General features: G+C 71.5%; 20 protein-coding genes. 12 read left to right on the top strand and 8 right to left on the bottom strand.

Features of this window, described 5'->3' with window-relative positions; all coding sequences use genetic code 11:
- Positions 1-281: 281 nt before the first annotated feature.
- The 4 genes from ACFXPK_RS27920 to ACFXPK_RS27905 all read left to right on the top strand — a co-directional run bounded on the left by ACFXPK_RS27920 (position 282) and on the right by ACFXPK_RS27905 (position 3828).
- Entirely contained in the window at positions 282-1649 is a 1368-nt protein-coding gene (locus ACFXPK_RS27920; protein WP_385079758.1) for an MFS transporter, read from the top strand.
- Between the two features lie 52 nt (positions 1650-1701).
- Positions 1702-2172 carry a type II 3-dehydroquinate dehydratase gene (gene aroQ / locus ACFXPK_RS27915; protein WP_385005531.1) on the top strand — a complete coding sequence of 157 codons (471 nt, stop codon included), beginning with the start codon at positions 1702-1704 and terminating at the stop codon, positions 2170-2172.
- Positions 2169-3038 carry a shikimate dehydrogenase gene (locus ACFXPK_RS27910; RefSeq protein WP_385005529.1) on the top strand — a complete coding sequence of 290 codons (870 nt, stop codon included), beginning with the start codon at positions 2169-2171 and terminating at the stop codon, positions 3036-3038. The genes aroQ and ACFXPK_RS27910 overlap by 4 nt, the downstream gene beginning before the upstream one ends.
- Before the next feature lie 130 nt (positions 3039-3168).
- Positions 3169-3828, top strand: a complete 660-nt coding sequence (locus tag ACFXPK_RS27905) for a TetR/AcrR family transcriptional regulator (protein WP_385005527.1) — start codon at positions 3169-3171, stop codon at positions 3826-3828.
- Positions 3829-3885: 57 nt separating this feature from the next.
- Here ACFXPK_RS27905 and ACFXPK_RS27900 read toward each other — a convergent pair whose 3' ends face one another.
- The 5 genes from ACFXPK_RS27900 to ACFXPK_RS27880 all read right to left on the bottom strand — a co-directional run bounded on the left by ACFXPK_RS27900 (position 3886) and on the right by ACFXPK_RS27880 (position 10012).
- Entirely contained in the window at positions 3886-6186 is a 2301-nt protein-coding gene (locus tag ACFXPK_RS27900; protein WP_385079755.1) for a 3-hydroxyacyl-CoA dehydrogenase NAD-binding domain-containing protein, read from the bottom strand.
- 39 nt (positions 6187-6225) lie between these two features.
- The gene (locus tag ACFXPK_RS27895) at positions 6226-7440 is read right to left on the bottom strand and encodes an acetyl-CoA C-acetyltransferase (protein ID WP_385079753.1); all 1215 of its coding nucleotides are present in this window, start codon (positions 7438-7440) and stop codon (positions 6226-6228) included.
- 157 nt (positions 7441-7597) lie between these two features.
- Positions 7598-8746, bottom strand: coding sequence for a CaiB/BaiF CoA transferase family protein (locus tag ACFXPK_RS27890; protein WP_385079750.1), 1149 nt, complete (start codon positions 8744-8746; stop codon positions 7598-7600).
- Positions 8747-9065: 319 nt separating this feature from the next.
- Complete coding sequence (gene mmpA / locus ACFXPK_RS27885; RefSeq protein ID WP_385079747.1) at positions 9066-9257, bottom strand: morphogenic membrane protein MmpA; 192 nt, start codon at positions 9255-9257, stop codon at positions 9066-9068.
- A gap of 38 nt (positions 9258-9295) precedes the next feature.
- Positions 9296-10012 (bottom strand): endonuclease V, encoded by a 717-nt coding sequence (locus ACFXPK_RS27880; protein WP_385079745.1) that lies wholly within the window; start codon positions 10010-10012, stop codon positions 9296-9298.
- A gap of 46 nt (positions 10013-10058) precedes the next feature.
- Between ACFXPK_RS27880 and ACFXPK_RS27875 the strand changes: the two genes are divergently transcribed.
- The 6 genes from ACFXPK_RS27875 to ACFXPK_RS27850 all read left to right on the top strand — a co-directional run bounded on the left by ACFXPK_RS27875 (position 10059) and on the right by ACFXPK_RS27850 (position 16048).
- Entirely contained in the window at positions 10059-10355 is a 297-nt protein-coding gene (locus tag ACFXPK_RS27875; RefSeq protein ID WP_385079742.1) for a YciI family protein, read from the top strand.
- A 283-nt stretch (positions 10356-10638) separates the two neighbouring features.
- Positions 10639-11055, top strand: a complete 417-nt coding sequence (locus ACFXPK_RS27870) for an SsgA family sporulation/cell division regulator (protein WP_385001293.1) — start codon at positions 10639-10641, stop codon at positions 11053-11055.
- Between the two features lie 291 nt (positions 11056-11346).
- Positions 11347-12984 carry an ABC-F family ATP-binding cassette domain-containing protein gene (locus ACFXPK_RS27865; protein ID WP_385079739.1) on the top strand — a complete coding sequence of 546 codons (1638 nt, stop codon included), beginning with the start codon at positions 11347-11349 and terminating at the stop codon, positions 12982-12984.
- A 69-nt stretch (positions 12985-13053) separates the two neighbouring features.
- The gene (gene ddaH / locus ACFXPK_RS27860; RefSeq protein WP_385079736.1) at positions 13054-13830 is read left to right on the top strand and encodes a dimethylargininase; all 777 of its coding nucleotides are present in this window, start codon (positions 13054-13056) and stop codon (positions 13828-13830) included.
- A gap of 215 nt (positions 13831-14045) precedes the next feature.
- Positions 14046-15020: an acyl-ACP desaturase gene (locus ACFXPK_RS27855; RefSeq protein WP_385079734.1), complete on the top strand. Its 975-nt coding sequence runs from the start codon at positions 14046-14048 to the stop codon at positions 15018-15020.
- A 104-nt stretch (positions 15021-15124) separates the two neighbouring features.
- Positions 15125-16048, top strand: a complete 924-nt coding sequence (locus ACFXPK_RS27850) for a chitosanase (protein ID WP_385079731.1) — start codon at positions 15125-15127, stop codon at positions 16046-16048.
- Positions 16049-16052: 4 nt separating this feature from the next.
- Here the strand turns inward: ACFXPK_RS27850 and ACFXPK_RS27845 are convergent, their stop codons facing one another.
- From ACFXPK_RS27845 to ACFXPK_RS27835, 3 genes are all read right to left on the bottom strand, one after another.
- Complete coding sequence (locus ACFXPK_RS27845) at positions 16053-16310, bottom strand: WhiB family transcriptional regulator (RefSeq protein WP_385001278.1); 258 nt, start codon at positions 16308-16310, stop codon at positions 16053-16055.
- Positions 16311-16393: 83 nt separating this feature from the next.
- Positions 16394-17191, bottom strand: coding sequence for a VOC family protein (locus ACFXPK_RS27840; RefSeq protein ID WP_385079729.1), 798 nt, complete (start codon positions 17189-17191; stop codon positions 16394-16396).
- A 108-nt stretch (positions 17192-17299) separates the two neighbouring features.
- Positions 17300-18340, bottom strand: coding sequence for a multicopper oxidase domain-containing protein (locus ACFXPK_RS27835; RefSeq protein ID WP_385001302.1), 1041 nt, complete (start codon positions 18338-18340; stop codon positions 17300-17302).
- Between the two features lie 230 nt (positions 18341-18570).
- Between ACFXPK_RS27835 and ACFXPK_RS27830 the strand changes: the two genes are divergently transcribed.
- Both ACFXPK_RS27830 and ACFXPK_RS27825 read left to right on the top strand, forming a co-directional pair.
- Positions 18571-21087: a ThuA domain-containing protein gene (locus tag ACFXPK_RS27830; protein WP_385001272.1), complete on the top strand. Its 2517-nt coding sequence runs from the start codon at positions 18571-18573 to the stop codon at positions 21085-21087.
- Positions 21088-21173: 86 nt separating this feature from the next.
- On the top strand, positions 21174-23351 hold the full coding sequence (locus tag ACFXPK_RS27825; RefSeq protein WP_385079761.1) for an OmpL47-type beta-barrel domain-containing protein: 2178 nt from the start codon (positions 21174-21176) through the stop codon (positions 23349-23351).
- Positions 23352-23494 lie beyond the last annotated feature (143 nt).

The following is a 23494-nucleotide window of genomic DNA, read 5'->3' as shown; positions in this document are numbered from 1 at the left end:
GCCCCCCCCGCGCCCGGGCGGCGCGGGGGGGCCGGCCCCGTTCCCGCCCCCCGGACAGGGGCCGGGGGCCGGGGCCAACGGGCCGGGGTCCGGAAGTTTCCGCGTGATGTCTTGACAGTGACGGACACCGGTCCCAGGATCCTCCACAACGTAATTAACTACCCAGTGCGTTAATTAGCGGCGACCTCCACCCCCACTGTCGTCTCCCGCCCCGCAGCCATCCCCCGTCCCCGCCGTCACCCCCTCCGCCCGGATCCCCTCCCCACTCCAGAGGAGCACGCGTGTCCGCTCACACGCCCGACGCCCCGACACCGTCCCCCACCCCGCGGGGCAAACCCCGCAAGGCGGCCGTGGCCGCCTGGATCGGCAGCGCGCTGGAGTACTACGACTTCTTCATCTACGGCAGCGCCGCGGCCCTGATCTTCCCCAAGGTCTTCTTCAACCCCGACCATCCCGCGACCGCCACACTGATCTCGCTCGGCACCTTCGGCGTGGCGTACGCGACCCGGCCGCTCGGCGCGCTGTTCCTCGGACACATCGGGGACCGGCTGGGCCGGCGCCGGGTCATGGTCCTGACGCTGATCCTGATGGGCGTCTCCACGTTCCTCATCGGGTGTCTGCCCACGTACGACCAGATCGGGGCGGCGGCGCCCGTCCTGCTGGTGCTGATGCGCATGCTCCAGGGGATCTCGGCCGCGGGCGAGCAGGCCGGCGCCAGCTCGATGACGCTGGAACACGCGCCGGAGGACCGGCGCGGCTACTACTCCAGCTTCACACTGAACGGGACCCAGGCCGGTCAGATCCTCGCCACCCTGATCTTCATCCCGGTCGCCGCGCTCCCCGACGACCAGCTCTACACCTGGGGCTGGCGGATCCCGTTCCTGCTCAGCGCCTTCGTCGCGGTGGCCGGCTACCTCATCCGGCGCAATCTGGAGGAGACCCCGGTCTTCCAGCGGGAGTCCGCCGCCGGCGCACCGGCCGAACTCCCGCTGGTCCATCTGCTGCGCCACCACTGGGCGGATGTGGTGCGGGTCGTCGCCGCGGCGACGATCGCGACCGTCTCCACCATCTTCACCGTCTGGGCGCTGTCGTACGCCACCAGCGACGCCGTCGGCATGGACAAGACGGCCATGCTCTGGGTCGGTGTCGCCGCCAACGGCGTGGCCCTGCTCGCCATCCCGCTCTGGGCGAGGCTCTCCGACCGGATCGGCCGCAAGCCCGTCTTCCTCATCGGTTCGCTCGGCTCCGGCGTGATGATCTTCGTCTATCTGTGGGCGATCTCCACCGGCTCCTACCCGCTGGTGCTCCTCGCCGGCATAGCGTTCTTCGGTGTGGTCTACAGCGCGGCCAACGGCATCTGGCCCTCCCTGTACGGGGAGATGTTCTCCACCCGGGTCCGGCTCTCGGGCATGGCGATCGGTACGCAGATCGGCTTCGCCGTGGCCGGGTTCGCCGTCAGCTTCGCGGCGCGGATCGCGGGCCCCGACGGGGACAACTGGGCCGGGGTCGCGATCTTCACGGCCGTCTTCTGCGCCCTCAGCTCGCTCGCCGTCCTGACCGGCCGGGAGACGTTCAAGGTGCCCACCGCGGAACTCGGCGACCGGCGGACGGCGGCCCCGGAGCGCCCCCGGGCCACCACGCCGGTCTGAGCCCGCCCTCTCCCGCCCGCCTTCCCACCCCCCACCGAAAGAAAGAACCACGATGCCGAACCCGTCCGACCTGGCCCAGCAGCCCTCCGTACTCGTCCTCAACGGCCCCAACCTCAATCTGCTCGGTCTGCGGGAGCCCGCGGTGTACGGCACGGACACCCTCGCCGACATCGAGGCGCTGTGCCGTACCACCGCGGCCGGACACGGCCTGCGGGTCGACTTCCGGCAGAGCAACCACGAGGGCGTGCTGATCGACGCCGTGCAGGAGGCGCGCACCGCGCACCGCGGGATCGTGATCAACCCGGCCGGCTACAGCCACACCTCGGTGGCGCTGCGCGACGCCCTCGCCGCCGTGGACCTCCCGGTGGTGGAGGTGCATCTGTCCAACATCCACCGGCGCGAGGCGTTCCGGCACCACTCGTACGTCTCGGCCGTCGCCGACACGGTGATCTGCGGGGCGGGGGCGCACGGGTACGCGCTGGGCCTCGCGCACCTGGCGCGCCTGGTGGAGGCCGCCCGGTGACCGGTACCTCGTATCTCACCGGGCTGATCGGCGCGGGCATCGGCCCCTCGCTCAGCCCCGCGCTGCACGAACGGGAGGCGGACCGGCACGGGCTGCGCCTGCTCTACCGCACCCTCGACATCGACGCGTTGGGGGTGCGTCCCGAGGCGGTCGGTGAACTGGTGCGGGCGGCGCGGATGCTGGGCTTCGACGGGCTCAACATCACCCATCCCTGCAAGCAGTTGGTGATCGAGCACCTGGACGAGGTGGATCCGGTGGCGGCGGCGCTCGGCGCGGTCAACACCGTGGTCCTGCGGGACGGCCGGGCGACCGGTCACAACACGGACGTCACCGGATTCGCCCGGTCCTTCGCCCGGGGCCTGCCCGGCGTCGCCACCCGGCGGGTCGTGCAGCTCGGGGCGGGCGGGGCGGGCGCCGCCGTCGCGCACGCGCTGCTCACCCTCGGCGTGGACCGGCTCGCGCTGGCGGACACCGACCCGCTACGGGCCACCGCGCTGGCCGAGGCGCTGAACCGCCGCTTCGGCGCCGGGCGGGCGAGCGCCGTCGCGATGCCCTGGCTCGCGACACGCCTCGACGACGCCGACGGTCTGGTCCACGCCACGCCCACCGGCATGGCCGGACACCCGGGGCTGCCGCTGCCCGCCGGACTGCTCCGTCCCGGACTGTGGGTGGCGGAGGTCGTCTACCGGCCGCTCGACACCGAACTGCTGCGGCTGGCCCGGGAGATGGGCTGCCCGACCCTGGACGGCGGCGCCATGGCCGTCTTCCAGGCGGCGGACGCCTTCCGGCTCTTCACGGGGCGGGAGCCGCACACGGAGAGAATGCTCGACGATCTCGCCGACCTCGTCGAGGCGCCCGCCGGGTAGGACCGGCCGGGTAGGGCCCACCGGGTAGGGCCCACCGGGCGGGGCAGGTGCGGGCCCGGGTGTCGCGCGGGCGTCTCGATAGACTGGGGCGCACCGTGCCCGCCGCGGGCCCGACGCCACGAGGAGCCGTATGGCAGCCGCCGTCCCCCCGCCGACCCCGCCCGTCACACGGACCCGGGACGCGGCACGGACCCGTGAGGAGATCCTCGACGCGGCGACGCGGGAGTTCGCCCGGGTCGGTTTCGCGGGCGCCCGGGTGGACGAGATCGCCGCGCACATCCACACCACCAAGCGGATGATCTACTACTACTTCGGCAGCAAGGAACGGCTCTTCACCACCGTCCTGGAGCGGGCGTACGGGGTGATCCGCGCCATCGAGCAGGACATCGACGTGGAACACCTCGACCCGCGGTCCGCGATCAGACGGCTCGCCGAGGTCACCTTCGACCACCACGAGGCGCATCCGGACTTCATCCGGCTGGTCAGCATCGAGAACATCCACGAGGCCGAGCACATCAAGGCCTCGGCCACGCTCGGCTCGCTCAACTCCCCCGCCATCGACGTGATCCGCCGCATCCTGGAGGAGGGCCGGGCCGAGGGCGTCTTCACCGCCGATGTCGACGCCCTCGACCTGCACGCGATGATCAGCTCGTTCTGCTTCTTCCGGGTCGCCAACCGGCACACCTTCGGCACCCTGTTCGGCCGTGACCTGACCGCCCCGGACCGGCGCGAGCACTACCGCACGATGCTGGGCGACATGGTCCTCGCCTATCTGACCGCCGAGGCGTGACACCGCGCGGCCGCACGGCCCGGCCCGGCCGCCGGGCCCCCGCGCCGCCGCGCGTCTCTACGTCCCGCTGTACGTGGCGCTGTGGGTGTCGGTGTGGTTGTCGCTGTGGGTGTCGCTGTACGTCCCGCCCTGCTCCGCCTTCGCGACCAGCGACGCCGGTGGCGTGAACCGCTCCCCGTACAGATCCGCCAGTTCCCGCGCGCGTGCCACGAAGCCGGGCAGGCCGCCCTCGTAGCCGTTGACGTACTGGAGCACGCCCCCGGTCCAGCCGGGGAAGCCGATGCCCAGCAGGGAGCCGATGTTGGCGTCGGCGACCGAGGTGACGACGTTCTCGTCCACACAGCGGACCGCCTCCAGCGCCTCCGCGAAGAGCATCCGCTCCCCCATGTCGCGCAGCGGGACATCCGTGTCGCCCGTGCCGAAGTGCTCCCGCAGCCCCGGCCAGAGACGCAGGCGTTCGCCGTTCGCGCCGTACTCGTAGAAGCCCGCGCCGCCCGCGCGTCCCGGCCGCCCGAACTCGTCCACCATCCGGTCGACGACCTCTTCCGCGGGATGTGCGGTCCAGCGGCCCCCGCTCTCCTCGACCGCGCGCCGGGTCTCCGCGCGGATCCGGCGGCCCAGCGTGAGCGTCAACTCGTCCATGAGCGCGAGCACCTTGGCCGGGTAGCCCGTCTGCGCGGCGGCCTGTTCGACGGAGGCGGGCTCCAGCCCCTCGCCGATCATCGCGACGCCTTCGTCGAGGAAGCTGCCGATGACCCGGGAGGTGAAGAAGCCCCGTGCGTCGTTGACGACGATCGGGGTCTTCCTGATCCGGCGCACCAGGTCGAAGGCGCGGGCCAGTGTCTCGTCCCCGGTCCGCTCCCCCCGGACGATCTCGACCAGCGGCATCCTGTCGGCCGGTGAGAAGAAGTGCAGTCCGACGAAGTCGGCCGGGCGCGCCACGCCCTCGGCGAGTCCGGTGATGGGCAGGGTGGAGGTGTTGGAGCAGAGCAGCGCGTCGGGGGCGACGATCCCCTGGATCTCCTGGAACACCCGGTGCTTGAGCGCCGTGTCCTCGAACACCGCCTCGATCACGGCGTCGCAGCCGGCCAGCCGCGCCGGATCGGCGGTGGGGGTGATCCGGGCGAGCAGCGCGTCGCGGTCGGCCTCGGTGGTACGGCCCCGGGCGAGCGCCTTGTCGAGCAGCTTCTCCGTGTACGCCTTGCCCCGGGCGGCTGCCTCCTCCGAGACGTCCTTGAGGACGACGTCGAGCCCCGCACGCGCGCAGGAGTGGGCGATGCCCGCGCCCATCATCCCGGCGCCGACCACGGCGACCCTGCGGACCTCGCGCGGCGCGACGCCCTGGGGCCTGCTCGCCCCGGAGTTGACGGCCTGGAGGTCGAAGAAGAACGCCTGGATCATGTTCTTGGCGGTCTGCCCGGTGACCAGCTCGGTGAAGTAGCGCGCCTCGACCGTCTGCGCGGTCGCGAAGTCGACCTGCGTGCCCTCGACGGCGGCGGCGAGGATGTTGCGCGGCGCCGGGTAGGGCGCGCCCGCGAGCTGCTTCTTCAAGGTGGCGGGGAAAGCGGGGAGTTGGGCGGCGAGCCCGGGGGTGGAGGGCGTACCGCCGGGGATCCGGTACCCCTTGACGTCCCAGGGCTGGTGGGAGTCGGGGTGCGCGTCGATGAAGGCGTGCGCCCTGGCCAGCATCTCCTCGGCGGTGGCGGCGACTTCGTGGACCAGGCCGTTCTCCAGGGCGCGCCGGGGTGTGTACCGGGTGCCCTGGAGGAGCACCTTGAGCAGGGCGTCGGCGAGGCCCATCAGCCGTACGGTACGGGTGACCCCGCCGCTCCCGGGCAGCAGCCCGAGGGTGACCTCGGGCAGCCCGATCCGGGAGCCCGGGGCGTCGAGGGCGATGCGGTGGTGACAGGCGAGCGCGATCTCGTAACCGCCGCCCAGCGCCGCGCCGTTGAGGGCGGCGACGACCGGTTTGCCCAGCGCCTCGATCCGGCGCAGGGCGTCCTTGACGGCCATGGAGCTGTCGAAGACCCGCCGGGCGTCGGCGGGGCCCAGCCCGATCATGTCCTTGAGGTCGCCGCCCGCGAAGAACGTCTTCTTGGCGGAGGTGACGATGATGCCGCGGATGGTGTCCCGCTCGGCCTCGGCACGGTCGGCGACGGCGGTGACGGAGTCCCGGAACGCCTGGTTCATGGTGTTCGCGGACTGCCCGGGGTCGTCCAGGACGAGGGTGACGACGCCGGTCGCGTCGCGCTCCCAGCGGATGACGCCCGGCGCGGGCGGGCCGGCGGGCGGGCCTGCGGGTGAGGGGGCGGCGGGGTCGGAGGTGGTGTGCGGTGCGGCGGTGGTGGGCTCGCTCATGCTGCTGCTCCGTAGCGGGAGAGAAGGGACGACGGCCGGTCAGAGACGCTCGATGACGGTGGCGACACCCATGCCCCCGCCGACGCAGAGCGTGGCGAGGCCGTACCGCTGGTCCCTGCGCTCCAGTTCGTCGACGAGGGTGCCGAGGATCATCGCGCCGGTGGCGCCGAGGGGATGGCCGAGCGCGATGGCGCCGCCGTTGACGTTGACCTTGTCCAGCGGGATCCCCATCTCGTCGACGAAGCGCAGGACGACGGCGGCGAAAGCCTCGTTGATCTCGACCAGGTCGATGTCGTCGATGGTCAGTCGGGCCTTGGCGAGCGCCTTGCGGGTGGCGGGGGCCGGCCCGGTGAGCATGATGGTCGGCTCGGATCCGCAGACGGCCGCGGAGACGATCCGGGCGCGCGGTGTGAGCCCGTACCGCTCCCCCGTCTCCCGCGAGCCGATGGCGACGAGGGCCGCGCCGTCCACGATGCCCGAGGAGTTGCCCGCGTGGTGGACGTGGTCGATCTCCTCGACCCAGTGGTACTTCTGGAGCGCGACGGCGTCGAAGCCGCCCTGCTCGCCGATGCCCGCGAAGGACGGCTTGAGCCCGGCGAGCGAGTCGACGGTGGTGCCGGGGCGCGGGTGCTCGTCCCGGTCGAGGACGGTGAGCCCGTTGCGGTCGCGTACGGGGACGACGGAACGGGCGAAGCGGCCGTCCTTCCACGCCTCGGCGGCCAGTTCCTGGGAACGTACGGCGAACTCGTCCACGTCGTGCCTGCTGTAGCCGCCGAGGGTGGCGATCAGGTCCGCGCCGATGCCCTGGGGCACGAAACCGCCGGCGTAGCTGGTCATCGGGTCCATGGCCCAGGCGCCGCCGTCGGAGCCCATCGGCACGCGGGACATCGATTCGACGCCGCCCGCGAGGACCAGGTCCTCCCAGCCGGAGCGGATCTTGGCGGCGGCCAGGTTGACGGCTTCGAGACCGGAGGCGCAGAAGCGGTTCTCCTGCACTCCGGCGACGGTGTCGGGCAGTCCTGCGGCGAGGGCCGCGATCCGGGCGATGTCCGAGCCCTGGTCGCCGAGCGGGCTCACCACGCCGAGCACGATGTCGTCGACGGCGGCCGGGTCGAGTCCGGGCAGCCGGCGGCGCAGTTCGTGGATGAGCCCGACGACGAGGTCGATGGGTTTGGTGCCGTGCAGGGCCCCGTTGGCCTTGCCGCGACCGCGCGGGGTGCGGATCGCTTCGTAGACGAACGCTTCGGTACTCACGACGGCTGCCTTCCGTTACGGAGAGTTCGAGGAGCGGGGCCCGCCCGGCGGGCCGGTCCGGGTCGTGTCGCGTGTGTCGTATGTGTCGTATGTGTCGTGCGTGTCGGGTGTCGTGTCGTGGTGCGCTGTGTCGGGTGTCGTGTCGTGTCGTGGCGGATCAGGCCGGGGCGCCGGGCCCTTCCGGTCGGTCGGGCAGGTCGGGCAGGTCCCAGTCGCGGGCGATCTCGGCGGTGTCCGCCCCCGGCCGTGCGGGCGGGCGGCGCACCGACCCGGGGGTGGCGGAGAAACGGGGCGCCGGTGCGGGCTGGCGGAGCCCCGCGTGGTCGGTGAAGGTGCCACGGGCCGCGAGATGGGGGTGGTCGGGCGCCTCGCGCAGCGTGAGTACGGGGGCCACACAGGCGTCGGAGTCCGCGAAGACGTCGGTCCACTCCTGGCGGGTCCGGGTCCTGAACCGGGCGGCCACGGCGTCCCGCAGCTCGTCCCAGCGCGCGAAGTCCCTGCGGTCGGGGATCTCGCCGGCCAGCCCGAGCAGTTCGACGAACTCGTCGTAGAAGCGCTTCTCCAGCGCGCCGACCGCCATGTAGGCGCCGTCGGAGGTCTCGTACGAGCCGTAGAAGGGGCTGCCGCCGTCCAGCAGGTTGGCGCCGCGCCGGTCCTGCCAGCCGCCCGCGCCCATCATGGCGTGGATCATGGTCGTGAGATGGGCGGTGCCGTCCACGATCGCCGCGTCCACGACCTGCCCTGTCCCGTCCGGGGTACGGGCGTGCTGGAGCGCCGCGAGCACCCCGATGACCAGGTAGAGCGCGCCGCCCGCGTAGTCCCCGAGCAGGTTGGCGGGGAGCGCGGGCGGCTCCTCGGCCTTGCCGATCATGGAGAGGGCTCCGGTGACGGCGATGTAGCCGATGTCGTGCCCCGCCCGGTCCGCGAGCGGTCCCTCCTGGCCCCAGCCGGTCATGCGGCCGTACACCAGCCGGGGGTTGCGGTCGAGGCACTCCCGCGGGCCGATGCCCAGCCGCTCGGCGACGCCGGGGCGGTACCCCTCGACGAGGATGTCGGCGCGCTCGACCAGATCGAGGACGCGGGCGGCGCCCTCCGGGACCTTGAGGTCGATGAGCACGGAGCGCTTGTTGCGGTTGGTGAGGTCGTACGCCGGGTCGATACCGAGTCCGGCGCCGCCCGGACGGTCGATCCGTACGACATCGGCGCCGAGGTCGGCGAGCGTCATCGCGGCGAAGGGGCCGGGCCCGATCCCGGCCAGCTCGACCACGCGTACCCCGGTCAGCGGCCCGTTCGTCGTCCCTGTCATCCGGCCCCCAGCGCTGGGGCACCACCGCGGAGACACCCGGTGATGCCGAGAACGTGCTCCGCCCGGCGCGGGGCCGCGCGGAACAGGGCAGAGCAAGCGCTTAGCCCGGTACCGAGCCTATGCCGTGGACGGGGTGTCCGGCCAAGCCGGGGGCGCGGACGGCGCCCTCCCGGCCGGAGGGCGCGCCCGCGGCACGGGTCCCGGCCGGAGGGCGCCGTCCGCGGCACGGGTCCCGGCCAAAGGGCGCGCCCGAGGCGCCGGTCCCGGCCGGGGCGTGCGTACGGCCGAGGCGCCGGTCCCGGCCGGGGCGTGCGTACGGCTACAGGCCGGTCGCCCAGTCGGCGATGGTGTAGATCATCGAGCCGAGCCAGATCACCCCGGCGACGGTGGCCACCAGCAGCACGGCCGACCTGCCGCGCTCGCGGGCCGGGGAGAAGGCCGGAGAAGCGGCGGAGACAGGGGCGAGGGCGTGGTGGTGGGCCGTGCTGAGCGCGGCTCGGCTGTTGGTCATGATCGGAGCCTGTCCCCCAAAAGCATTTGTACGCCTGATCAGATTTTCGGATCGTCCGTACCGCCGGCGGCGCCCCGCGCGAGCGCCTCGCGCAGGGCCTCGCGGCAGAGCGCGTCGGCCCGCCGGGTGGTCTCCGGGAGCCGGTAGTCGGGGGCCAGTCGCAGGGTGTGCGCGCAGGCGGTGGCGAGGTCGACGCGGTGGCCGACCGAGACGAACACCGGCTTCACGCCCGCCCGGGTGCGCAGGGCGCGGCCGACCTCCTCGCCGTCGTCGGCGAGGAGGGGCGAGGAGTCGCCGCGCCGGGGGCCGGGCCGCGCGTACGTAAAGGTGAAGGGGTTCTTCGCCACGCCGATCACCGGGTGTCCGGTGACCACCCCGAGGTGGGAGGCGAGCCCGAAGCGGCGCGGGTGGGCCCGGCCGTACCCGTCGCAGACGATCAGTCCGGGCCCCGCCGTGAGCGCGCCGAGGGCCGCCAGCACGGTCGGGATCTCCCGGAAGGCGAGCAGACCGGGGACGTACGGGAAGGCGACCCGGCCGACCGCGGTGGCCTCGTCGACCACGGCGAGGGTGGCGGCGTCGAGGACGACGGCCGCGGCGGCGACGATGTCCCGCTCGTCGTCGTAGGCCACGTCCACGCCGGTCACCAGCCCGGTGCCGGGCGGCGGACCGGCCTCGTCGAGCACGACACGCCCGCGCAGTTCGTCCTGGACGGCGCGGGCCTCGGCCTCGTCGGCGGGTGTCCTGATCATTTCCATGGTGGCGACAGCCTATGCGGCGCCCGCTCTGGCTAACCTGGCGATCATGTTCGTACTGGAATTGACCTACACCGCCCCCCTCGACCGCGTCGAACCGCTCCTCGGCGCGCATGTCGACTGGCTCGACGCGTCGTACGGGACGGGGGTCTTCATCGCCTCCGGCCGTAAGGTCCCGCGCGACGGCGGGGTGATCCTGGCGGCCGGGGACGACCGGGCCGCCATCGAGCGACTGGTGGCGACGGACCCGTTCGTGACCGGCGGCGTCTGCACGTACCGGATCACCGAGTTCACGGCGACGAAGACCGCGCCGGAACTGGCCCCCTACCGCCAGGAGCAGGCGTAGCGAACGGAGTTGGCCGGGCGGCGCCCCGGGGCGCGGCCGTCCGGCGCGCGGCCGCGCCGGACGGGGCACCCGGTCACCGCCCGGCGGGGGGGTGTGACACGGATCTCGGTACGGTGACATAGCTCACTCCCGATTCGGAGCACGTATTGCGCGGCTCCGCCGTCTTTCCCTGTAGGAGGAGGGCCGCGCCCGGTCCCTCTCCCGTACGCAGCGGTGCGACGTCCGTGCCGGACCCGTACGGATGAGCCCGGCACCGTCCGGATCCGACGAAGGGGAGCAGGCCATGTCGCCCGTCATCGAACAGGCCGTGCAGGCCAGGCTGGTCTCGCCCACTCCCCGGATGGAGACCGTCCCCGCGACGCTCTGCTACGACCGGGCCGATCCGTTCGCCGTACGGATGGAGTTCCCGCCCCCGGCGACGCTCGAAGGCACCGAGGTCACCTGGGAGTTCTCCCGCGAGCTGCTGGCGACGGGGATGACCGAGGCGGCCGGCGTCGGCGACGTGCGGGTGCGGCCCTTCGGCTACGGCCGTACGGTCCTGGAGTTCCACGCCCCCGAGGGGACCGCGATGGTCCATCTGCGCACCTCGGAGCTGCGCCGCTTCCTGGAGCGCTCCCAGGGCCTGGTCCCGGCCGGGCGCGAGCACCTCTATCTCGATCTGGACCACGACCTGACCGAGCTGCTGCGCGACGCGCACTGACGGCGCCCCGCGCCGCCTCGCGCCGCCTCGCGCCGGCGCCGTTAATTCCTTTGACCGGCGCAGGACCACTCCGTAACGTGAGCGGTGGTCCTGTTGTCGTCGATCGGAGTGGACCGTTGCGCATCTGAGGTCCTGAGACACCGTGCCGCACAGCCGTGCTTCCTTCCGGCTGTCCGTCTCGTGTGTGACCTCGGCTGCCCAGCCGTTCCCTCGACCCGGACCTCGATCCTGCTCGCGGTGTCTCCAACCGTTGCCCTGCCCCCTGAAACCTCGCAGCAACCGGAGACGTCTATGTCCGCCGCCGCCCATGTCACCTGCACCGCCCTCTCGTTCGCCTGGCCCGACGGGACCGAGGTGTTCGACGACTTCCAGCTCGCGATCGGCTCCGGGAGGACCGGACTCATCGGCCTCAACGGGTCGGGGAAGTCCACCCTGTTGAAGCTGATCGCGGGTGAACTCACCCCGGCCGCGGGCCGGATCAGGATCACCGGCGAGGTCGGCTTCCTCCCCCAGACCGTGACGCTCGACACCGCCCTGCGGGTGGACGAAGCCCTCGGGATCGCCGCGACCCGCGCCGCGCTGCACGCCATCGAGGCGGGCGACGCGAGCGAGGAACACTTCACGGCCGTCGGTGACGACTGGGACGTGGAGGAACGGGCCCACGCCACCCTCGACCACCTCGGTCTCGGCCGGCTCGGACTCGACCGGACGGTCGGCGAGATGTCCGGCGGCGAGTGCGTGCTGCTCGGCCTGGCCGCGCTGCTGCTCGCCCGGCCCGCCGTCCTGCTGCTGGACGAGCCGACCAACAACCTCGATCTGCACGCCCGTCGGCGGCTGTACGACGCCGTCGACTCCTGGTCCGGCGTGCTGGTGGTGGTCAGCCACGACCGTGAACTCCTGGAGCGCGTCGACCAGATCGCCGATCTGCGGGAGGGTGAGGTGCGCTGGTACGGCGGCGCCTACACCGCCTACGAGGAGGCGCTCGCCCAGGAACAGGAGGCCGCCGCCCGGATGGTGCGGGTCGCGGAGGCCGACGTACAGCGCCAGAAGCGCGAACTCGCCGACGCGAACGTGAAGTTGGCCCGGCGCAAGCGATTCGGGCAGAAGATGTCGGACCAGAAGCGCGAGCCAAAGATCATTATGAACGGGCGCAAGCAGGCGGCCCAGGAGTCCGCGGGCAAACACCGCATCCTGCACACGGAGAGGCTCGCCGAGGCGAAGGAGCGGCTGGACGAGGCCGTGGAGGCGGTGCGGGACGACGACGAGGTCCGTATCGACCTGCCGCACACCGTCGTCCACCCGGGACGCGGCGTGCTCACCCTGCGCGACCTGCGGCTGCGGTACGGAGCCGAGGTCGGCGGCGAGTACGCGATCCACGGCCCCGAGCGGATCGCGCTGGTCGGCCGGAACGGAGCGGGCAAGACGACGCTGCTGCGCACGATCGCCGGGGAGCTGGCGCCGGAGTCCGGCGAGGCGCTGGCCCATGTGCCGCTGCGCTTCCTGCCGCAGCGGCTCGACGTCCTGGACGACGGGCTCACCGTGGCGCAGAACGTGGCCCGGTTCGCCCCCGAGGCGACCAACCAGCAGATCAGGTCCCGGCTCGCGCGTTTCCTCTTCAGGGGCGCGCGGGCCGACCAGCCGGCCGGGACCCTCTCGGGCGGTGAGCGGTTCCGTGCCTCGCTCGCCGCGCTGCTGCTCGCGGAGCCGGCGCCCCGGCTGCTGCTGCTCGACGAGCCGACGAACAACCTGGACATGGCGTCCGTGCGCCGGCTCACCGCGGCGCTGGAGTCCTACCGGGGCGCACTGATCGTGGCCAGCCACGACGTGCCGTTCCTGGAGTCGATCGGCATCACCCGCTGGCTGCTGCTCGACGGCGCGCTGCGGGACACCGACGCCGAGGAGGTACGGGCGGCGGCCGGACAGGGATGATGAGCGGGAGGGGCCGGCCGCGTACCACCCCGGCCGGCCCCCGCCCCCGGACGACGAGGAGAGACGATCGTGCCCAGCAGGAAAGCCCTGATCCGACGGCCGGGTCCGCGCCTCGCCGAGGGGCTGGTCACCCATCTGGAACGGACCCCGGTCGACACCGCGCTCGCGGTCGAGCAGTGGGAACGGTACGGCGCGACGCTGCGCGCGCACGGCTGGGAGACCGTCGAGGTGGACCCGGCCGACGACTGCCCGGACGGGGTGTTCGTGGAGGACACCGTCGTGATGTTCCGCAATGTCGCGCTGATCTCCCGGCCCGGCGCGCCCTCGCGGCGGGCCGAGACCGCGGCGGTGGAGCAGGAGCTGATCCGGCTGGGCTGTTCGGTCAACCGGATCCGGGAGCCGGGCACCCTCGACGGCGGCGACGTCCTGAAGACCGGCGACACGGTCTACGTGGGCCAGGGCGGCCGGACGAACGCGGAGGGGATTCGACAGCTCCGTGCCGCCTTCGAACCGCTCGGGGCGCGTGTGGTGGCCGTACCCGTGACCAAGGTGCTGCACCTCAAGTCCGCGGCGACGGCACTGCCCGACTCCACCGTCATCGGTTTCGAGCCACTGCTGGACACCTGGTCGCTCTTCCCGCGCCGGCTCTCCGTACCGGAGGAGTCGGGCGGGCACGTCGTGCTGCTGGACGGCGGGAAGCTGCTGATCGCGGCGAGCGCGCCACGGACCGCCGCGCTGCTCTCGGACCTCGGCCATGAGCCGGTGCCGGTGGACATCAGCGAGTTCGAGAAGCTCGAAGGGTGCGTGACCTGTCTCTCGGTACGGCTGCGCGAACTGTACGTCTGAGGACCCGAGCCCGGTCCGCCGTTCCGTGTACGGCCGGGAAACCGGCGACGACCTGCGGATTCATCTCATGTGACAGGCTCATGACACGTGTGGGATCCGGGGTCGCCGTGCGGCGGTCCGGGGTCCGGGCTTGGCCTCTCACTTATTCGGGCCTTAACCTACGGTGTCGTAACCTACGAACCCGTAGGTAAATCTCCCGTCCCCCTGGAGCACCCGTGTCGATCACCTCTCCCCACCTCGGCAGTTCGGAAGCGTGGACCGACGCCCGACTGCTGTACGCGCTGGAAGAGGTGGTGGAGAAGGAACTCAACCGCCATCTCAAAGTCGCCAAGGACTGGATGCCGCACGAGTACGTGCCCTGGTCCGACGGCCGCAACTTCCCGGGCATCTTCGAGAACGGCGAGGCGTGGGAGCCGGAGCAGTCGAAGGTCACCGACATCGGCAAGATCGCGCTCGTGGTCAATCTGCTGACCGAGGACAACCTCCCCAGCTACCACCACGAGATCGCCAGCCTCTTCGGCCGTGACGGCGCCTGGGGCACCTGGGTGCACCGCTGGACCGCGGAGGAGGGCCGGCACGGCATCGTCATGCGCGACTACCTGCTCACCTCGCGCGCCGTCGACCCGGACAAGCTGGAGCAGTTCCGGATGGCCCACATGGCGGAGGGCTTCGAGTCCGACAACCGCCACTCGATGCTGCACTCCGTCGCGTACGTCGCCTTCCAGGAGCTGGCGACCCGCGTCTCGCACCGCAACACCGGCCACCAGTCGGGCGATCCGGTCTGCGACCGGATGCTGGCGCGCATCGCCACCGACGAGAACCTGCACATGGTCTTCTACCGGAACCTGCTGGGCGCCGCCTTCGAGATCGCCCCGGACCTGACGATGATGGCCGTCCGCGACGTGGTCGTGCAGTTCCGGATGCCCGGACACGGCATGCCCGGCTTCGAGCGCGCCGCCGCGCAGATGGCCATCGGCGAGATCTACAACATGCGCATCCACCACGACGACGTGCTCCAGCCGGTGCTGCGCTACCTGAAGGTCATGGACATAGGCTGTCTCGGCCCCGAGGGCCTGAAGGCCCAGGAGGAACTCGGCCTGTACATGGGCGGCTTGGACAGCGAGGCGAGCAAGTTCGACGAGAAGCTCGCCGCCCGCAAGGCCCGGATGGCGGCGCGCGCCGCGGGCTGACCGCACGGAAGGAAGCGGGCGCGCGCAGGCGGACGAAAGGGCGCGCGGCACGTAAGGGGGCGTACGGTTCGGGCCGCGCGCCCGCGCGCCGTACGCTGTGCCGGATGAAGCCTGTTACGCGCCTCTTCCTCATAGGCGCTCCCGTCCTCGTCGCCGCCGTCGTTCTCTTCGGCGGCGGCGACGGCGATTCGGGGGTGCTCGCCGACCACCCTCCGGAGTTCCCCGGACAGAGCGGCGCCCCCAACCCCCTCGCCTCGGGCGACGCGGAGGAGCGGGAGGAACTGGCGGAGGACATCGAGAAGCTGCCGGCCGGACTCGCCGCCCCCGCGCAGAAGGAGATCGCGGCGCGGCTCGTGGCCAGCGCGGAGAACTCCACGCTCGACTGGCGCGGCCAGTACGGCGCGATCGAGGACCTCGGCGACGGAAACGGCTACACCGCGGGCATCATCGGTTTCTGCTCCGGCACCAACGACATGCTGCAACTCGTGGAGTCGTACACGAAGTCCCACCCGGACAATCCGCTCGCGTCCTACCTCCCGGCGCTGCGCGCGGTGGACGGCGGCGACTCGCACGAGGGCCTGGACCCCGGCTTCCGGGACGCCTGGGCCGAGGCCGCGAAGTCCCCGGACTTCCGCGCCGCGCAGGACAGGACCCGGGACACGCTGTACTTCGACCCGGCCGTCCGGCTGGCGAAGATGGACGGCCTCGGCACGCTGGGCCAGTTCGTCTACTACGACGCGATGGTCCTGCACGGCCCGGGGCTCGACGCGCAGGGCTTCTACGGCATCCGGCAGGCGGCCATGAAGAAGGCGCGGACGGCGGCCGAGGGCGGCGACGAGAAGGCGTACCTCGGCGCCTTCCTCGACGCGAGCAAGGTCGTGATCAGGACCAAGCCCATCGCGGCGCAGCGAGACTCCTCCCGGATCGACACCGCGCAGCGGGTCTTCCTGCGCGAGGGCAACATGGATCTGCGGCTGCCGCTGCGCTGGCAGGTGTACGGAGAGGCGTTCCGCATCGACGCGGTGTGACCGGTCAGCGGCTGCGGCGCCGGAGGTTCTGCCGCTCCTTCTCGGAGAGCCCGCCCCAGACCCCGAACCGCTCGTCGTGGTTGAGGGCGTACTGGAGGCAGGCCACCCGCCCTTCGCAGGCGCCGCAGAGCCGCTTGGCCTCACGGGTGGAGGATCCGGGGGCGGGGAAGAAGAACTCGGGCCCCGTCTGGGCGCACAACGCGCTCTCCTGCCAGGAGAGTTCGTCGGTCGTGGTGGTACTGGTGGTGATGTTGATCGGCATGGGCACAGGTTGCCCGTCCGCGATAAACGAATGATGGACGAACCGTCAACGACCTGGCGGGCGGGGTCTGTTGCCCTTGCCCGTCAGCCGTCCCGGTCCACGCCCTGGAGGACCGCGAACCGCGCCCCGGCGGGATCCGCCAGTTTCGCGAACCGTCCGACGCCCTCGATGTCCGTCGGTTCGACCCGTACCGTCGCGCCGAGCGCTCGGCCCGCCGTCACCGTAGCGTCGCATTCGGTGACCGCGAAGTACAGCTGCCAGTGCGGCGCGCCGCCGGATTCGCTCGGATCCGAGTCGAGCGTCACGAAGCCGCCGAACATCGCGTCCGGGCTCTGTCCGGCCGGATGGACCATGCGGTACGTGCCGCTCCCGTCGGGCAGCGGCATGCCGGAGGACTCCCAGCCGAAGACCGCCTGGTAGAAGGCGTACGCGGCGGGCTCGTCGGCGGTGTACAGCTCGGCCCAGCAGAGGCTGCCCGGCTCGTCGACGACGTCCAGGCCCTGGTTGGTGCCGGGCTGCCAGACCGAGAAGGCGGCGCCGCCCGGGTCGGTGAGGACGGCCATCCTGCCGAGGTCCATGACGTCCATGGGTCCGACCACCACGGAACCGCCGTTCTCCTGAACGGATTTGGCGGTGTCGTCGGCGTCGGAGGTACGGAAGTACAGCGACCAGGACGGCGGGCCCTGCTCGGCGGTCATCGGCATACCGCCCGCGGCGGTCCTGTCACCGAGGCGGAACATGCCGTAGCCGCCTGTGTCGGGGCCCGCGGAGTGGAACTCCCAGCCGAAGAGCCCTCGGTAGAACGTGGTGGCGCCGTCGATGTCCGGGGTGCCGAGGTCGACCCAGACCGGGGAGCCGTTGGCGTAGGGGGACGTGAGCATGGCGCGCGCTCCTTCGTGAGGTCCCGTGCTCTCCTTCCGAGTCTCCCTCTCCGGGGACCTCCTCGCCTCCCGGGCGGGAGGGCGCGCGCCGATGCCCGCGGGCGGCTGTCAGTGGCCGGTGTGGTCGGCCTTCGCGTCGCCGTCGGCCTTGGCAGCGCCGTCGGCCTTCTTGCCGGTGGAGGCGGCGGGGTGGTGCGGCTCGTAGCCGGGGATCGTGCCGTCCGGCTTGGCGACCAGCAGCAGGCCGGCCATGCCCATGTCGGAATGGCTCTGGACATGGCAGTGGTACATCCAGGCTCCCGCGCCGCCGCGTTCGCCCGCGATGACCTGGAAGCCGAAGGAGTCGGCCGGTCCTGTGATCTTGTTGTCTATCACCCGGCTGGGGTCGTCGGGGCCGGTGAGCAGGCCCGTCCTGTTGTCCGCCCAGCGGTGCCCGTGCATATGGAACGTGTGGTAGAACTCGCCGTGCGTGATCATGATGACCTCGACGCGATCGCCCACCGTCGCCTCGAAGTTCGGGCTCTCCGCGCCGGGCTTGTTGTTGATCGTCATGTCGTTGAAGACGATCGTGAACTGCTTGTCCGGCAGGATGTCGCCCTTCCTGCGGACCACGACGGGACCGTACAGGCCCTTGCGGATACCGCCCGTGCCGTGGTCCGTGCCCACGACGTGGTCGTGGTAGTGCCAGTAGCCCGCGCTGCCCGGCTGCCAGGTGCCGTCCTTGCGCTTGCCGGGGACATGGGTGCGCCAGGTGTACGTACGGGTGCCACCGGGCTCGACATGGCTGCGGCTCATCCGGGTGCCGTCGTTGGAGATGTCGTAGTCCACGCCGTGCGGGTGGAGGCTGACGTCGACGTCGCAGTTGTTCTCGAAGTCGATGTGGAGGGTGTCGCCCTCGTTCAGCTCGATGAGCGGCCCCGGGATGGTGGCCTTGCCCTTCTCGAAGCCGTACCCCATCTGGCCGTTCGGCAGATTCTCGGCGTACAGGCTGATGCGGCGGACCTGGCCGCCCGCCGGAGCGGTTCTGGGCGGAGTGTCCGCCGCCGTGGCCGCGGGGGCCGATGCGGCGGCGACCGACAGGGAGGTCGCCCCGGTCGCGGCGACCGCGCCTCCCGCGAGCAGGCGTCGGTTGAAGCTCCTTCGGTCCATGGCCATCGTGAACTCCCCTGTGCCGTACGTACGTTTGCGGGGCGCATGAGACCCCGGAGACGGCCACACGGTAGTCCAGGGAACTTTGTTTATCCACACCGAGGACAAAGTTGGTGGGATTGCGGTCTTACCTATTGGCGTACCGACGAAAGAGGTCTAGTTTCAGGCGCTGTTGCTGTGCCCGCAAGACCGTGTCCGAAGACTGTGACCAGAGAGGGGTGGGTGAACACATGCAGCCTGCACCGCATCACCGGTCGAGATTCCCGCTGACCACCAGTCCGAAGAGGCCGAGGAGATCCAGACGCGGCGTGGCCGCGGCCCTGGTGGCCGGCGCCCTGGCGGCGTCGATGCTCGGCTCCAACGCCGCGACGGCCAGACCGTATCCCGAACCGGCGGCGACAACGTTGTCCCTCCCGTCGCCGCCCGGCGGCGAGAACGTGAGGGTGCTCGTCTTCCACGCCTCGGCCACCGAGGAGTCGCCGGTCGTCAACGCCGGTATCGAGGCCATCGAGTCGCTCGGCCTGACGGGGCCCGCGGCCGAACGGTTCAAGACCGTGGCCACGGACGACCCCTCCGTCTTCACCAACGCCACCAAGCTCGGCAAGTTCAACGCCGTCGTCTTCCTCACCGGCGGTGGCGATGTGCTCGATCCCGCGCAGGAAGCGGGGCTCGAAGCGTTCATGAACGCGGGCGGCGGCTTCCTGGGGATCCACGAGGCGGCCCGTACCGAGCCGTACTCCGACTGGTTCACCGGGCTGATCGGGGCCCGTCCGACGGGCGCCCCGAGCACCGTCCAGCGCGCGACGGTCGAGATCGGCGACCGGCTGAACCCCGCCACCAAGAACCTGCCGCTGGAGTGGAAGCGGCCCGACAAGTGGTTCAACTGGTCGGCCAACCCCAGCGGCAAGGTGCACACGGTCGCCCGGGTCAGGGAGGCCAGCTTCAAGCCGGCCACCGGGGCCAACGGCGCCGACCACCCGATCTCCTGGTGCCGCGACTACGCCGGCGGCCGGTCGTTCTACACCGGGATGGGCGGTACGGCCGAGTCGTACGCCGAGACGGACTTCCGCGACCATCTGCGCGGCGCCCTCAACTGGACGACGCGGATCTCCCGTGCCGACTGCAAGGCGACGATCGACTCCAACTACACGGCGGAGCGCGTCACCCAGCCCAACCAGGCCGGCCAGCAGGACCAGATCGGCGAGCCGCACGGCATGGTCACCACGCCCGACGGACGGGTCCTGTACATCGGCCGGGGCGGCGGCGACAACGCGGCCCCGGTGGTCACCGACTGGAACGACCCGGAGATCGGCAAGGGCCAGGGTCAGATCCACGTCTACGACCCGAAGACGAAGAAGGTGACGCTCGCGGGCTCCCTCACCGTCTTCGGCAACAAGGGCGGCGGCGACGAGCTGGTCAAGGTCGAGGAGGGGCTGCTCGGCATCGAGCTGGACCCCGCCTTCGCGACCAACGGCTGGGTGTACCTGCACTACACACCGCACTCCCAGCTCAACCGCGACACCCAGATCGCCGAGCGCCGCGTCTCCCGCTTCACGCTGGACAGCGCGACCAACAAGCTGGACCTCGCCTCCGAGAAGGTCCTGCTGAAATGGCCGGTCCAGGTGCACAGTTGCTGCCACGCCGGTGGCGGGATGGCCTGGGACTCCAAGGGGAACCTCTACATCGCGACCGGTGACAACAACTCCTCCGGTTTCAGCGACGGTTACTCCGGCAACAACCCGCAGCCCGCGTACAAGGGCGTCTCCTTCGCGGACGCGCGCCGCACGGCGGGCAACACCAACAACCTCAACGGCAAGATCCTGCGGATCCACCCGGAGAGCGACGGCACGTACACCCTGCCCGAGGGGAACCTCTTCACCGGCAAGGAGCAGGCCGAGGGCGGCGGCAAGACCCGCGGCGAGATCTACGTGATGGGCGTACGCAACCCGTCCCGCATCTCGATCGACCGGAAGACCGACACCCTGTACGCGGGCTGGGTCGGCCCGGACGCCGGCGCGCCCAGCACCACCTGGGGTCCGGCGAAGTACGACACGTTCTCCGCGATCACCAAGGCGGGGAACCACGGCTGGCCGTTCTGCATGGGCAACAACCAGCCCTACCGGGACCGCAACCTGCCCGACCCGTCCAAGCCGCTGGGGTGGTACAACTGCGCCGCCCCCAAGAACGAGTCGCCCAACAACGACGGCCTGGTGAACCTGCCGCCCGTCACCGGCAACACCATCTGGTACTCGCCCCAGGGCGGCGGCCCCGACTTCCCCCGGGACGCCAACGGCGTCCCCAGCTACAAGACGGCCGAGTCCACGTACCTCCTGCCGTGGCTCAAGGGCGGCGGCCAGGCGACCATGAACGGCCCGGTCTACCGGTACGACGCGCAGAGCACCAGCGACGCGAAGTGGCCGGAGTACTGGGACGGCAAGTGGTTCGTCGGTGACTTCTACGACGCGACGGACAGCCCCCGCCACGCGGTGGTGACCGACCCGAAGACCGTGGGCAAGGGCGGGCTGCCGGTGCACGCCGAGCCCCTGAAGAAGATCATCCCGGTCGGTCAGGGCGGTATCCGCAACCTGATGGACTGGAAGTTCGCCCCGGACGGCTCGCTCTACGTCCTGGACTACGGGCGCGGCTTCTTCACCTCGGACTCCCAGTCCGCGCTGTGGCGCGTGACCTACAAGGGCGGCGCGCCGACCCCGGCCGCCGGTGACCTCGCACGGAAGGCGGCGCAGTGAGAGGCGAGTTGAGACACCGGCCGGGGCGCCGTCCGCGCGCGCACCGGTCGAGGCGGCTGTGGACGGCCCTGCTGGGCGCGTTCCTGATGGTGCTGGGGCTGACCTCGACGGCCGCGTACGGGCGGCCCGCAGACGACGCCGGCGACGACACCGCGCGCTCCGGCGCCGCGGCGGCCCAGGTCCTCACCTGGACCGCGGGCGACCCCATCGACAAGTACCTCTCCTTCCCCACCACCGCGACGGCGGGGCCGACGACGATCGTCTTCGAGAACAGCACGGCGACCGGCAACACCACGGGGATGCCGCACACGCTGACCTTCGACGTGTCGGACTCCGCGTACAACAACGACGTGGCGCTGAACATCCTGGCCAACCCGGGTGACGCCAACGGCGGCAAGTACACCACCGAGGTCAATCTGACCCCGGGCAAGTACCGCTACCACTGCGTCATCCCGGGCCACGGCACGATGACCGGCGTCCTCACCGTGACCGAGGCGGGCGGCGGTGACGACACCACCGCTCCCACCACCTCGGCCACGGTCGAGGGCCAGCAGAACGCGGACGGCGCGTACGTCGGTTCCGCGACGGTCACCGTGAAGGCGACCGACGACGGATCCGGGGTGGCGACCACCGAGTACGCGCTCGGCGCGGACGGGGAGTGGCAGCCGTACACCACCCCGGTGGTGGTCGACCAGGTCGGCGAGCACACCCTCAGGTACCGCGCCACCGACAAGGCGGGCAACGCGGCCGAGGAGAAGTCGGTCGCGTTCACCGTGGTGGCCCCGCCGACCGACGACACCACCGCGCCGGAGACCTCGGCGACCGTGAGCGGCGACCGGGACGAGGCGGGCAACTACCTGTCGATGGCCACGGTCACCGTCACCGCCTCCGACACCGGTTCGGGCGTCAACACCATCGAGTACGCGCTCGGCGCGGACGGTGCCTGGCAGCCGTACACCGCCCCGGTGATGGTGCACCAGGTCGGCGCCCACACGGTCCGCTACCGCGCCACCGACAAGGCGGGCAACGCGGCGGCGGCCAAGTCCGTGTCCTTCACGGTGGTGGCCCCGCCGGTCAAGGACACCACCCCGCCGGTGACCGGAGCGGTGGTGACCGGCGACAAGAACTCCAACGGCGCCTACATCACCAGCGCGAAGGTGACGCTCACGGCGACCGACGCCGAGTCGGGGGTGGACCGCATCGAGTACTCGCTCGACAGCGGCCCCTACCTGGCGTACACCACGCCGGTCGTCGTCGACCGCGTCGGCTACCACGCGCTCTCCTACCGGGCGACCGACAAGGCGGGCAACACCGCGCAGGCCAAGCAGCTCTCGTTCACCGTCGCGCAGAGCGGCGGCGTTCCGGCGCCCAACTGCCCGGAGTTCGACGAGCGGTTGACGGTCATCGTGGGCTCGGTCGACTCGGGAGTGCCGAACCGGCTGACCCGTAACCGGTGCACGATCAACGAGCTGATCGAGGACGAGAAGGAGTGGACCTCGCAGGCCCTCTTCCTCAAGCACGTCGACACCGTCCTCGACAAGCTGCTGTCCGACAACGTCATCGACGACCGCGAGTTCAAGAAGATCACCAAGGCCGCCAAGCAGTCGAAGATCGGCACCCCCGGGCAGACCGAGGGATACCGTCCGCTCTTCGACGGCACGGCCGAGTCCCTGGCCAAGTGGGAGCAGGTCGGCGGTGGCAAGTTCGCGCTCAGCGGTGACGGCGCCATCACCAGCAGCACCACCGTCGAGGGCATGGGCATGCTGTGGTTCCCGCAGCGCACCTACGGCGACTTCTCGCTGAAGCTCCAGTTCCGCGACGACGCCCCGGGCAACGGCAACGCCAACGGCGGTGTGTTCGTACGCTTCCCGAACGTCCACAACCACCCCGAGGAGTCCCGCCCCGAGTGGGTCGCCATCAACTACGGGCACGAGATCCAGATCCTGGACCGCCCGGACGGCGACCTGTACAAGACCGGGTCGGTCTACGGCTTCGACCGGGTGGGGCTGGGCGGCGCGGGCGTCACCCCGAAGGGCACCTGGAACGACTACGAGATCCGGGTGGAGGGCCAGCACTACACCATCCTGCGCAACGGTGTGCTGATCAACGAGTTCGACAACGTGGGCGGGCAGTCGTTCTACCCCGAGCGCGCCGGTGACCCGGGCACGGACGGCCGGCGGTACGCCACCGGTTATGTCGGGCTCCAGGTCCACGGCACCACGGACGTCATCTCGTACCGCGACGTCCGCATCAAGGAGCTGTGACCGCCTTCGCGGCCCGGTGACGGTGTGTCCCCTCTCGGCGGAGAGGGGGCACCCCCCGGGTAACGGGGGCGACCGCCTCGCGCCGCGCGGGGGGGCCCCCCTGGGGGGCCCCCCCCCCATCGGGGTGTAGCGCGGGGTCGGCC

Origin of the sequence: Streptomyces sp. NPDC059142, from assembly GCF_042755665.1 — a bacterium.
In the GTDB taxonomy this organism is placed as follows: Bacteria; Actinomycetota; Actinomycetes; order Streptomycetales; family Streptomycetaceae; genus Streptomyces.
The sequence above is the reverse complement of the archived record's forward strand: the minus strand, read 5'-3'. Positions and strand labels throughout refer to the sequence as shown.